11 protein-coding genes are annotated in these 13365 nt (G+C 38.7%); 2 read left to right on the top strand and 9 right to left on the bottom strand.

The window, feature by feature from the left end; translation table 11 throughout:
• Positions 1-2 precede the first annotated feature (2 nt).
• From AQ505_RS16780 to AQ505_RS16825, 9 genes are all read right to left on the bottom strand, one after another.
• Complete coding sequence (locus AQ505_RS16780) at positions 3-650, bottom strand: hypothetical protein (protein ID WP_062549235.1); 648 nt, start codon at positions 648-650, stop codon at positions 3-5.
• Complete coding sequence (locus AQ505_RS16785; RefSeq protein WP_062549236.1) at positions 634-1290, bottom strand: hypothetical protein; 657 nt, start codon at positions 1288-1290, stop codon at positions 634-636. The genes AQ505_RS16780 and AQ505_RS16785 overlap by 17 nt, the downstream gene beginning before the upstream one ends.
• Positions 1274-1957 carry a hypothetical protein gene (locus AQ505_RS16790; protein ID WP_062549237.1) on the bottom strand — a complete coding sequence of 228 codons (684 nt, stop codon included), beginning with the start codon at positions 1955-1957 and terminating at the stop codon, positions 1274-1276. Before AQ505_RS16790 ends, AQ505_RS16785 begins: the two co-directional genes overlap by 17 nt.
• A 46-nt stretch (positions 1958-2003) precedes the next feature.
• Positions 2004-4475, bottom strand: coding sequence for a TraG family conjugative transposon ATPase (locus AQ505_RS16795; protein ID WP_062549238.1), 2472 nt, complete (start codon positions 4473-4475; stop codon positions 2004-2006).
• Positions 4469-4819, bottom strand: a complete 351-nt coding sequence (locus AQ505_RS16800) for a DUF4133 domain-containing protein (protein WP_062549239.1) — start codon at positions 4817-4819, stop codon at positions 4469-4471. Before AQ505_RS16800 ends, AQ505_RS16795 begins: the two co-directional genes overlap by 7 nt.
• 2 nt (positions 4820-4821) lie before the next feature.
• A complete protein-coding gene (locus tag AQ505_RS16805) occupies positions 4822-5112 on the bottom strand; it encodes a DUF4134 domain-containing protein (RefSeq protein WP_442952125.1) in 291 nt (96 codons plus the stop codon).
• Positions 5113-5646: 534 nt separating this feature from the next.
• Positions 5647-6528 (bottom strand): RteC domain-containing protein, encoded by an 882-nt coding sequence (locus tag AQ505_RS16815; RefSeq protein ID WP_062549241.1) that lies wholly within the window; start codon positions 6526-6528, stop codon positions 5647-5649.
• A 573-nt stretch (positions 6529-7101) separates the two neighbouring features.
• Positions 7102-7563 carry a DUF1905 domain-containing protein gene (locus AQ505_RS26090; protein ID WP_082461597.1) on the bottom strand — a complete coding sequence of 154 codons (462 nt, stop codon included), beginning with the start codon at positions 7561-7563 and terminating at the stop codon, positions 7102-7104.
• Positions 7564-7878: 315 nt separating this feature from the next.
• On the bottom strand, positions 7879-8118 hold the full coding sequence (locus AQ505_RS16825; RefSeq protein WP_062549242.1) for a helix-turn-helix domain-containing protein: 240 nt from the start codon (positions 8116-8118) through the stop codon (positions 7879-7881).
• Between the two features lie 634 nt (positions 8119-8752).
• Here AQ505_RS16825 and AQ505_RS16835 point away from each other — a divergent pair.
• A complete protein-coding gene (locus tag AQ505_RS16835; RefSeq protein WP_062549244.1) occupies positions 8753-11992 on the top strand; it encodes a SusC/RagA family TonB-linked outer membrane protein in 3240 nt (1079 codons plus the stop codon).
• 7 nt (positions 11993-11999) lie between these two features.
• On the top strand, positions 12000-13364 hold the full coding sequence (locus AQ505_RS16840; protein ID WP_062549245.1) for a RagB/SusD family nutrient uptake outer membrane protein: 1365 nt from the start codon (positions 12000-12002) through the stop codon (positions 13362-13364).
• Position 13365: the final 1 nt, after the last annotated feature.

Consider the following 13365-nt stretch of genomic DNA (forward strand, 5'->3'; position numbering starts at 1 on the left):
ATTTAAGGATATAAACTCATGACCTCGCGCAACTCTCGCTGCTGAATTTCTCGCTGAGCTACCAGCAAGCCCGTCTCGGTATTGAAGCTTCTCAGAAACATCAGTTTATGCTGTACCCGCTTAAAAATCCCGTCGATGGCCCGAAGCCGTTCATCATCACTCATTCGCAGTTTGGAGGAAGTGATCACCATTAACAGCTCATCGATGTGATCCAGGCTTTGCTCAAATAACTGCTGATAAACTCTGCCTAAATATTCCAACTCATCCAGGTTAAAGGCGCCGGAAGATCTGAACTGAACAAAAGCAGCCCTATATTCATTAATAATGTTCTTCTGGTAAGTAATGATATCGGCAACCCTTCTGTATTTTTTCACCTCCGGACTGACTAGCATTAAACCATCGAGGAAAAACTCATGCAAAGAGAAATTACCCTTAGAAATGTTCCGAATCAGGTTGTAGCCCCCACTAACTACAGTCCAGCCCTTTTTCATGTCCTGAAGAATATTTTTCAACTGGCTCAGTTTCTCTACATTTAGTAGCAGTTGCTGCACCTCGGTAGACTGTGCCTTGAGCTGAACAGTTGCGCTAAGTAATAACAGCAACAGTCCAAAGCAAACACACAATCGTTTTGATTTATTCAATGATCCCATAATGATATTTTAACTTTTGAATAGATATAATTTCATTTTCCTTGGCCTGAACAAATGCATAAACTTCCTGACAAAAATTCTGGCTAAACTCCAGCTTCTCCCGCATGGCCGCAGATAGCTTATCAAGCCGCATCATCCGCTGGTCTGTGGTTATTTCTACTTTTCCTGAAACCACGACTAAAGCAAGCTCCTCCAGATCTTTCAAACATTCCTCGATGACACCCGCCTGTACTTCCCGCACATACAACTTAGCTTCTGTCGTCAATAACCCATTCCCATTAATCAGGTTAAAGGATTTTAGAATCGAAGCTTGATCGGCAATAATATCTGCAACTTTACCATGACCAGAGATTTGGGGACTAACCAGCTTTAATGAGGATATGAAAGTGCGATGCAACGAGAATTCTCCATTACTGAAATCCTTGATGGTATTAAGACCAGATCCCACTAACTCATAGCCCTTTTTGGCCTGCCCGATATAAAACTGTAGCGCGGCAATTTGCTGTAACAAGTATCGTTTCTGAGTCTTTTTTTGCTTAAAAAACTCTCCAAAGGTTTGTCCTAGTACTGTACCTGAAAAACCAGACAACCCGAAGGCCAGCAATAACGCCAATCCATAAACTTTAGTTTTCGATGCCATAGATTTCCTTTAAAGTCACTATCTCATCCAATGATTTAGCTCGCCCGATACTCAGACCAATATTTTGTCCATTAAACTGTTTGAGATCAGTATAATTGACGTCCATTTTTTCAGCTGCCTCATTAATAATTTCCAGCCGTTTAGCATCAGACATCTGAGTCTTAAAGGAATTCACCACCAGCAGAACCTGGTCAATATTCTTTATACTCTCCTCCAGTATCCCTCCATAAATCTTTTCCATATTGTCCAATTCAACAGAAGTAAAATGTTTATCTTTTTTGAACAGGTTCCAGGCCCACTTATATTCATCCATGATGGCCACCTGCCGCCCGGTCAGATCTTTAATTCTTTTGTAATAAGTGATGGCAGATTTGATTTTCCAGAGTTCCTGATAATAGCCCTGATATAAATCGCGCTGTTTTTCCGTCCAGTCTGCGATTTCTCCGAGCTTTAGCTTAGAGAGTTGATTCTCCAGAGCCTTCTGTGCATTTTGAAGCCAGATGGTTTCATTCTGGAGACGCTGGATCTTTAAATCAACAGCTTTGATTACCTTCTTTACCCCTGCCCGGATTACTTCCAGGACAGCTACCTGTGCGGTCGCGCCTTTGGGCAAAGCCACAAATAGCGTCATCGTACTTATTGGCAGAATGACCATAAATTGTTTCATAAGCTTAACTATATTCATATCCAAAACTTGATTGTTTACAACCTCTTTATTGTTTATTGTTTTTAGCCCTGAGCTCCTGAGCCAACACCATTATCCCCTTTTGCATGCTGCCGTACTTTTGCGCGTACTCTTGTACCATCAGCTTTTCCTTTTCTTCGGTGGTATAGCAGAGATACTCTTCCATGGAAACCTCAGTACGGTAAACTTTACTGTGCTGCTGCCCCAAAGCGATAAAGACTTCCTTGTACTTCCGTGATGGATCATTTGCTTTGTTCATCGATAAAATCTGCGCTTTCTGTTTATCGTCCAGACCTAAAAGCTCCTGTAAAAGGTCAAACTTGTTCTGATATTTACTTTGGTCCAGCAGGATCTTGCAATCGGAATTGTTGATGATGGCTTGTTTGACAATGGGTGATGAAATGATGTCTTCGATTTCCTGTGTAACTACTATCGGTTCTCCATAAAACTTACGCATGGTTTTGTATAAATACTGGATGTACTCGGCCATTCCTTCTTTAGCTATCGCTTTCCAGGCTTCCTCAATCAGCACCACCTTTCGGATCCCTTTCAGCTTCCTCATTTTAGAAATGATGAGCTCCATAATGACCAGTGTCACCACTGGAAACAGGATCGGATGATCCTTTACGTTATCCAGCTCAAAGACAATAAAGCGTTCATGCAGCATATCCAGGTTCTGGGAGGCATTGAGCAAATAATCAAATTCTCCCCCACGGTAATATGGATTTAACACATAAAGGAAATTGCTGATGTCAAAATCCTTTTCCTTAACATTACCATCTTCCAATACCTTTAAATATTCATTCATCAGGTAATCATAGAAGGAATTGAAACAAGGAAAAACATCGTTGTGCTGGCTTAAATAAGCATAATAGCCAGTCAATGCATTTGAAATCGCTACATATTCTGATCTACGATAAGGCTCATCATCCTTTTTCCAAAGTGCTAATAGTAAAGTTTTAATACTCTCTTTTTTCTCTGTATCCAGCGACTCTCCTTCTGCTAGAAAAAAGGGATTGAACTGAATTGGGCTAGCTTCAGAATAGGTAAAGTAATAACCTCCCAGCAGCTCACAAAGTCCTTTATAACTATGACCAATGTCAATCAGTACACAGTGAGCTCCCTGCTGATGGTAACTGCGCATGATATGGTTTACCAGAAAGGATTTCCCAGATCCAGAGCCACCGATCAGCATTTTTGAACGGTTTGAGGTCCATCCCAGTTGCATAGGCTCGTCAGAAATATCCACGTGTACTGGTTTCCCAGACAAGCGATCGCCAAGACGAATTCCAAAAGGACTTAAAGAAGACCTGTAATTACTTTCCAGGTTAAAAAGACACGTGGCCTGCTCAATGAAAGTGTCAAAAGTGTCATTCATTGGGAAATCTGCCTGATTTCCCGGCAAACCTGCAAACCAAATCTGTGCAGCGCCATCAGTCTCCAACTTGGCTACCCCATCCAACTGTGCCATTGCTGCGCTAACCAGATTCTTGCATTTTTTCATTTTGAACGCCTCATCTGCCCAAACTAAAAGGTTAAAATGGGCTTTTACAGGCTGTCTTCCTAAGGCAATCGCTTCGTTCAAAAAATCATTGACGCTATCTCTTGAAATGGCATTTTCACGGGAGTAAGCAGATAAGGACTGTAAACGAAGTTTCTTAGATTCAAGCCGTTTTAAAGTCTTCTGCTCATCCTCAATAAAGAGATACTGATTAAATACGTGATTACAGTTCAAAAGTCCTCCCAGAGGTGAAGCAAAACCAACAGAAAACTTAGTACGGTCGGTACTATACTTATCGTAATTAATCCTACTCCCCACCATAGCTGGCAAATCGGCCGTATCAGAAAGGCTGTACAGATCGGTATACTGATCGCCGATTTTGATTCCACTATCGATATGAATGTCCCGAATACCAGCAGCCCCGTCTTTAGGTAATAAGAATAAATAACGTTCAATAATCCCGGGTTGGTTCGCTGTCCCGGAAAGCGCATCATCATCTAGCTTCTGTAAAGTCACATAACCACTATCGGTTAATATTCGCTCAAATTGCCCCGCAGCATCCAAAAACTCTCCATATAAACCAGAGGTTATCACTTGTGTTGGAACAATGGATTTTCTAAGGATATTACTATATGACGAACTTGAAAGTTTCCTTGCAGATGGTTTCATGGTGAGAAAGACAAAGCATTCATGTTCCATAAATTCCCGCTCATTAAAGAAAGCTTCACTACTCCTAGAAAGTACATCATTCCCTGCCCTTTCATAATCTGCCCGATATGCGCTTTCAAAAAACCAATCAGATTTATGAAAAACTGTATGTGGTAACAATACCCGTATGGCCTTTACCCAGCTTTGGTGATAATTCTCATAATCCCTGTTTGATAAAGTAAAAATCTCTGGTAACGTCAACCTGTAAGCAATCGTGATATCCCCATGCATGGAAATGATCGCATTGTGTTCCACTTTGTGAAGTGGGAAAATATTTGCTGCTTCTACCATGATTTCTTTTTATCTAAATGAATAGCTGAACTTTTTAACCCGGTAAATAACCTGCGGGAACGAAAGATCAAGCTTTTAGGTAAACCACGTTTTGCCATAAACTTCATCAACCCGTGCTCTCCAAACCGATGACTTAAACGAAAAACCATAAAAAACAATAGACTCCCCAAGCCCAGTATGATTGGTAAGATTCCTATTAATCCAATGCCCAGCAGGTACAATACAGCAAAACCAATCAGCAACAATACCAGGCCAATCGCCAGCCAGGCAATGTATTGCCCTTTTAGCCCACGGAATTCAATAGGTTTAGAAACCCCTTTATTAATATGATAGATGCTAGCCATGATTAAACCCCGAAAAAAGACTTTAAAACGGTAGCCACTACCACCAGAAAAATACAGGAACCAAACCAGGCAGAAGCCACTTTCGAAGTATCTGGCTCACCAGCATTCCATTTATTGAATACCTTGATTGCACCTACTAGGCCCACAACAGCGCCAATTGCATACATCAGGTTAGTCCCGGAATTGAAATAACTTTTGACCTCCGTGGTGGCCTGCTGAATACCTGCGGTACCACTTTGAGCGTAAAGTATCACGCTCTGCAACACATTTACGACACAAAGCACGATGGCCATTAGCCAGGAACTGGCCAGCATTTTCTTTTTAGAAGATGGATGAAAACTCATAAGGAAGTATTATAGATAGCGTGGATAAAGGACCTTGAATTGTTAATTGAAGAGCAAGGATAAATTACCCCGGGCTTGCAGCTGCTACCTGAGCAGTGAACCTGATCAAATCAGCACTAATAATGCTCATCCCTTCTGGTAGCCTACTCTTCCCCATTATTTCAGCTTCCCTATCGTCGGCTGTTTCCATATCCGCAGGAGATACCCCAACCTTTTTATCAGCTATAGCCGACCGTTGTAATGGTATACCGGACACCAAAAATTTAGAATTAAAAAAAACAGACAAATTCTTTCGGTAAAACAGCAACAAGACAGCCGCATACCATACAATAGAAAAGACAAGAAAAACAACCAGTACTCCCTGCCATGAAAAATGTTGTAGTATCATAGACCTTTACTTTTCCCGGCACCCCATTGTGCCGGGAATACAAAAGCAAAGGTTCAGAGATTACAAAACTTCATTTCCCATATGGGATAAATAGCCTACAAAAGGCCTCTTACGCTTCCCCAGTCATCCTCATCGTCCATCTTTTTTATAACCGAGTCACGCATCAGATCCAGAAACTGTGTCCTACTCAACCGCTTCCTGGATTTCATATTATCAAAACCTTTCTTAGGAACACCCAGATTTACCCCGAAAAATTCACCGAGTCCTTCAAAAAACTCCACGATGCCAATCTCTCCCTCATTAATCTGTTTGTTTAAATGAATGGCATGGGCAACCTCGATCAAATTGATTGTCTCACCGGTCCATTTAAAGGGTTTCCGTAATTTACCAAACCTGTCTATCGTGGTACTGGATAAGATAGGTTTAGGTTCAAGTTCATACAATAACGAGAGTAGGTCTGTTCGTAGCCGCTCATAAGCCATAATTCTGGCAAACAACTCTCCAGTTACTGTACTACCAGCAGACTCATAAGCTGGGACAACCGGAAGCAATACATTTTGAGAGTCTGCATTCTCCGTAAAAAATAAAGCATCAAGCTCCTGGCCTTTTAAAATGAAATACTTGTAATGAAAAGCATAAGCATCAAAAAAGCGGGCAATGCGCTGAAGTTCCCCCTGATAATGCCTTTTAAGCAAACACAAATTATCATGAGGTAACGTCAAACATACCAAGTGTTTTTCCTGGTAATAAATCAATAAACTTCTAAAACTAGGATATAAGTGTTTGTGGAAATTGATCTCCAAGACTGGATCATCAACAGGATGAAGAATCCTTAAATCTCCTAAAACGGAGATAACCTGTGACTCCTGCTCACGCAAAATAGCGGTTGGATGTCCTTTAGATTGTGAGAGGATTTTCAAGTCCTCCTCTAAAACTGTAAACGCTCTAAGCGCATTTTCATTCATGCCATCATTCATAGATATGTAGATTGATTAAGCCTGACTTGCCTGTTCACTGGCGACAACTTTTCACGGGGTCAGGTCATGATGGCTCAAAAATGTGCAATACAGCGACAGCACCCAATAAGGGAAAACCTTGATTTGAGTAAAATAAGGGTAAACCCTTACACACCAAGTTAGGACTCACCATCCTAATCTACTAGCAGATCGTATTAAAAAACAATTAAATTTTGATCGTGAAATAATTGAGCATATCAATATTATTCCTAGGCGCTCTACCTCGTTTTATTCACAAATGCAGTACGAAATTTGAAAGACTTAAACTCTGCTTGAAGCGACTCTAACTTAGAAAAGTAGAATAAAATGATATTCTATACGCCCCCCTGCAGAGATGATTCGTAGCCAGTTCCAAAAAAGAAATTAAAGTTATCATAATTATATGGGTCCTTAGGACAATCAGCTATGGCTGATCTATGGTCTCTAAAAGCTGGCATTACCCTAACAGTGATTTAATATTGTTTAGCTAGATTGAATCACATTTTTATTCACAAAATACACATCAGGTCTTAATTTAAAAAATAGCAAGCTACCTCATTTTTTTGAAGAGAGCCTTTCAATATGCACATTGATCATCTTCTCTTGATTGCTTTCGTCATGCTGCGAGAGAATCTCTTTGATAATGTGGTACTGTACATGATCAGGCAAAGAGGCGAATTTTTCATAAACTTCTGCATCTTTGAAACACTCTTTGAGGTCGCCTTCTAAGGCAAGTCGGTTGTCGGAGGTTTTATACATGGTCACCACAACTTCATTTCCCCCTTTTTTACCAATAGCTTTGCGTATTTCACTATTGATTGAAATACGCTTATCCTCTCCTTTCAACGGGGCAAGGTTTAAGTTTTTAAATTCATAATGATCAATATTGCCGGATACTTTTATAGAACCCCATTTACCACGGATATCCTTTGTCCCCGGTATAACCAAATGATAAGTCCAGGCTCCCTTACCGGGCACATGCTGAAGGATGAGTTTTTTGTTTTTGAGTAGTTCCATGGTTTTTTCAGGTATAGATAATCGTTCTTATTTGTTAACCATTATTATGTTCAGAAAATCGAACCACAAAAACCTTCCTTGCTAATGTTGGCAGCTATATCTTTTAATTAGAGAGTGCTTTCTACCTAATTATTGTAGAAAAGGTTTAAGTAAGTGAGAAAAAAAATATTTAGCCAGACAAAATATTAAACAGACGCAAGCCACGCAATATGTTTTTTAACTCTTAAAAACTTATTGATAAAGACCGATTTACATAAAACCCATAAGATAAAACTCTCTTGGTTGTTAATAATTCATAAATATATTCACTCTACCCTACTCTACATCGTTCCACCGGACTTCCAACAGTTCTTTCGGTTCAATTCCTAAACCTTTCGCAAGATCAATAATTGTAAGTAATGTAGGATTAATCTTTCCGTCCACATACCTTTTGATGTCACTATGTTCGACATTACAATTAGCTGCAATTTTACGATAAGAAAGTCCACTAGCTTCCTTTAATACTTCAAGCCTTTCTCCGAACCTCTTTAAATATTTATCTTCTTTCTCTCCCATGGTTATACTTTGGTATGAAAGGTCAGAGAAAACAGGAAAAACATTGTTGTGTTTTAACACAACAATTAGTATATTTGATATAACTAAAAAAAATGAATATGATTTAATAGATTTGCAGCATCATATTGAAATTAATTATGGTGCTCACATAAACCTCAAAATCCGCACAAAGCTTAGGAACTTTATGGACAAAACGAGGATAGGTGAGTGCCCGGAACCTTATTATATCTTAGGGAGCCGGGCCTACTTATGGTTTTGTCCAGGTGCTTCCCTCGGGTAGTATTTTCTGTTTGCAGAAGAACCGTCCTAAGCGGTCCGTTGTGCGGATAACCATCGGTAGCCCGGCTCCTTCAGGAGTCTAAAAACCCATTGGCTTGAGGTTTGGAATTAACCAAACTTATTTCAATGGAAACTATAAAATATCAACGTTTAAAAAGGAACAGTTACAATATCATTGATGTTGTATGGTCTAGATTTGATCAAGTTTTTTTATTCAAAAACTTGATCAAAGGTATAAGCCAATTAGCCATCCTCTTCCCACTTAAACCCAAAGCCCCTATTTGATCATCATACAGTACCGAATGCTTATTTCCTAAGAGATAAAACCTAACCATTTATCATTCCTAAAAACTGTATGAAAAAAACGATATACTTACTCGTAATGGCTTTGCTATGCCTAAATATTAAAGGAATTGCCCAGCAATTGACTGAACTGAAAGGACAAGTCACGAGTACATCAGGCAAACCATTAGCTGGTGCAACTATAAAAATCAAATCATTAACTACAATAGCAACAACGGATCAAAATGGGAATTTTACCCTAAAAACAAGTGCGGACAAAGGTAAGTTGACCATAAGCTTCCTTGGCTATCAAGACAAAGAGATCGCGTTTGAAACTAAAAAGTCAAAATACTTAAGCATAAACCTCCAAGAGTCTGAAAATGCTTTAGCCGAGGTTTCTATTGTTAGCACAGGGTATCAAAAAATCCCCAAAGAACGGGCAACAGGTAGTTTTAGTCAACCCAATAAAGAAGCATTTGAGAGCAGAATTAGCTCAGATGTTATTTCACGTTTGAAAGGGATTACAAGTGGATTGAATTTTAATTCCGGAGATACTGGTCCCAATCAAGGTAAGCCAGACCTAAGCATTCGGGGTAGAAGTACAATTTACTCAAATGACCAACCGCTAATTGTGGTTGACAATTTTCCATATAATGGAAACATAAATGACCTAAACCCACAAGATGTTGAATCAGTCAATATTCTAAAAGATGCCGCAGCCGCATCAATATGGGGCGTCAAAGCAGGAAATGGGGTGATTGTAATTACCACAAAAAAAGGCAAAAAGGATCAGGCCACCCAAATAGCTGCAGGGGCAAATGTTACCATTGGTGAAAAATCAAACTTATATTACGATCCCAACTTTTTATCCTCTGAAGAATACATAAACGTCCAACAATTTCTATTTAGAAATGGAAAGTATGATGCAGATCTTGTTGATCAAAGAAATTACCCTTCTATCCCAGCAGCTGTAGAAATTATGGCCGCTAGAAGGAACGGCACAATTTCCAAGCAGGATTCAATTAATGAAATAGGAAAGTTAAAAAATATTGATATACGTGATGGCCTGTACAAATACTATTACGTAAGCCCAATTAATCAACAATATTCAATAAACATCACTTCAGGTGCAAAGAATAATCAGTACTATTTTTCATCCGGATATGATAAGATTCAGACCGAGTTAAAAAGTATTTATAGCGATCGTATTACCATAAATTTTAATAATACTTATACCCCAATTGCTAAGCTCGAAATATCGACCCAATTCAATTACGTATCAGGAAGAACTCATACTTCAAACCCATTAAGTTTAGCTAATGCAACGGGAATTTCAAATTTATATTTTCCTTATACCTCCTTTGCAGATGAGAATGGAACCCCATTAGCATTAAACCGTGGATTTAATAACCTCTTCATCAAACAAGCTACAGAAAATAATTTCCTGGACTGGAGTTATGTCCCCTTACAAGATTTAAAAGAAGTTCAAAATGTTACCAGAACCAATGAAGCAAGGATTTTTACAGGAATAAAATATCAATTGTTAAAGGGCATAAGTTTAGAAGCGAAATATCAATATCAACAGTACAAAACCACACAATCAGATTTAAAAGGACTAAAATCATATAGTACTCGCGATCTGATCAATAAATATTCTATTCTTACAAATGGCAAAGTCACGAACTATAACATACCCGTTGGTGACATCCTGTCTTTGATTAATGGCCAAACAATAAGTAATAATTTAAGAGGGCAAATCAATTACAGTAAACCAGGAAAACATAGTATTTATGCAATAGCTGGGGCAGAAATAATAGAATACCGCAACAGCAACAATTCTAATCAGCTTTATGGTTTCAATTCGGAAACTGATAATTTTACGGCGGTAAATAACATTAATGGATTTAACCTAAATCCAATTGGCTTTGGATTTATTGCTAGTGGAGATGGGATAAGAAATGGAATCGACCGGTTTAAATCTTTTTTTACAAGTGCATCCTATACCTATAATAGTAAATATACCATTTCAGCCAGCGCAAGACTAGACGGCTCTAACTATTTTGGGGTATCCTCTACCCAAAAATCTGTCCCACTATGGTCTGCTGGATTAAAATGGAATATAACAGAAGAATCCTTCTTTCCATCTAATCTGCTGTCTTCTCTACAATTCAGGGCAACTTATGGATACAATGGTAATTTAAACAAATCTGTAACTGGAATTACAACCTTTAGGTATAGTACCAATGCTGCCCACACCAATTTACCTTATGCTACGATTTCCAATTTAGGCAATCCAGAATTACGATGGGAAAAGAATGCAATATTAAACCTAGGTATTGATTTCAATATTACTGGCAATTGGCTATCTGGGAGCATCGAATACTTCTTTAAAAATGGAACAGATTTAATTGGTGATCAGCTTTTGGCGCCAAGTGTTGGATATCTTGCTCCGTCAACCTCGACAAATGTATTAAGGGGGAATTTTGCCCATATGGAAGGACGTGGGTTTGACTTACAGCTAAATTCAAAAAATCTTAAAGGAAGTTTAACATGGACAACAGTGTTAAACTTTAGCAAAGCAACAGATAAAGTTACGCGTTATGACCAAAAAACGGTTACCTCATTTGGTAACTTCCCTACAAGTAATGGCGGTATCCTTCCCTATGTTGGTAAACCCGTTTATAGCCTGTACTCCTATAAATGGGCGGGTTTAGATCCAAATACCGGAGACCCACAAGGTTTTGTCAATAATGAAGTAAGCAAAAACTATAGGGATTTACTTAATCCTGGAAGCATAAATGACATTGTGTATGAAGGACCATCCAGACCTGTTTACTTTGGTGGCGTTAGTAATCTTTTCAATTATAAACGCTTTTCCTTTTTGTTGAACATCAGTTTTAAATCAGGTTATTTCTTCAGAAGATCTTCCATCAATTACGATGAGCTTTTATCAGGGGGTCCCGGCCATAAGGACTATACCTCAAGATGGCAAAAACCAGGAGACGAAAGAACCACCTCAATCCCATCTATGATTTACCCTGTCTCATCCCAGAGAGGTTTTTTTTATAGCTATTCAGAAGCGACTATTGAAAAAGGGGATCACATTAGGTTGCAAGATATAAGCTTAAGTTATGAGCTCATCAATCCCAATCGAACCTTTAAGTCCCCTATCAGAAAACTCCAAATTTCCATTTATGCCAATAATTTAGGAATCCTTTGGAGAGCCAATAAAAAAGGATTAGATCCAGATTTCGCTTATGGCGGCATTCCTTACACACGAACGATTGCTTTAGGTTTAAAAACTGACTTATAATATTATTATGGAAAACATGAAATACATACTCATTACCTTAATTGGGCTCTTTTTCACATCCTGTAAAAAAGACTGGCTGGATGCTAAGCCTACTAATTCATTAGTGGTACCAACCATTATTGAAGATTTCCAGGCCTTACTGGATAACTCGGCACTTATGAATCAAAATGAATCGGGTGCTTATTCGGAAACCAGTTCCGGAGACTTCCAGGTCTCTAACAATTCATTTTTAACTTTTTCTGTAGCATACCGAAACTCATATATCTGGTCTGCAACTACTGATTTCTATGGAGGTGCAGATGTTAACTGGCAAAGCGCTTATCAACGCATATTGAATGCCAATTTAGCCCTTGAAGGCATAGCAACTATTGAACAAAGTTCTTTAAACAAAAGTAATTGGGATAATGTAAAAGGAAGTGCCCTATTTTACAGAGCCTATAACTTTTATGTCCTTGCTCAACAGTATTGCAAGCCCTATTCGGACCGATCTGATACTGATTTGGGAATTCCACTAAGGTTAAACTCAAATATTAACGAACGCTCAAAAAGGGCTACTGTAAAGAGCACTTACGACAGAATCATTACTGATTTAATAGAAGCTATTACTCTTTTACCATCAACCATATCCTACAAAACCCGCCCTTCAAAGCCAGCATGCTATGCGATGCTGGCAAGAGTTTATTTGAGTATGGGTAACTATGCCGCTGCCTTAGTTAACGCCACTGCCTGTTTAGCGCTGTATAATAAGGTTATCGATTATAACACACTTAATTCGGCCAGCACATACCCTATTCCACAGCTGAATGATGAGATAATTTATCAAACAAGATTAGGTGGAGCGACTCTGTTTTCCAGCGCGAACCTAAATGTAACTCAAGAGTTATTATCACTTTACAATTCGAATGACCTAAGATTAAAGCTGTTTTTTGAAAAATCAGTGTCTAATACCTCATTTAAAGGATCCTACGATGGTAGCCGTTTTTTCTTTTCAGGTCTAGCGGTGGATGAAGTACTGCTCATTAGATCAGAATGTAATTCAAGAGCTGGTAATTTAAAGGATGCACTGGAAGACCTAAACACCTTAGTAAAAAAACGCTGGAATAAGGAATCCGCTTATGTTGAATTTAATACTACTGATAAAGAACTGGCAATTTCCAAAGTGCTTGAAGAAAGAAGGAAAGAACTATGTTTTAGAGGATTACGTTGGACTGACCTAAGGCGATTAAACCAGGAAAATAACCGGCAAACAACCCTCACCAGAGTTTTAAACGGACAAACCTATCAGCTCTTGCCCAATGACCCGAAATATACATTCCCAATCGATTTGAATGAAATATTAATTAGTGGAATAGAACAAAATAACAGATTTTAAA

Origin of the sequence: Pedobacter sp. PACM 27299 (genome assembly GCF_001412655.1) — a bacterium.
Classification (GTDB): domain Bacteria; phylum Bacteroidota; class Bacteroidia; order Sphingobacteriales; family Sphingobacteriaceae; genus Pedobacter.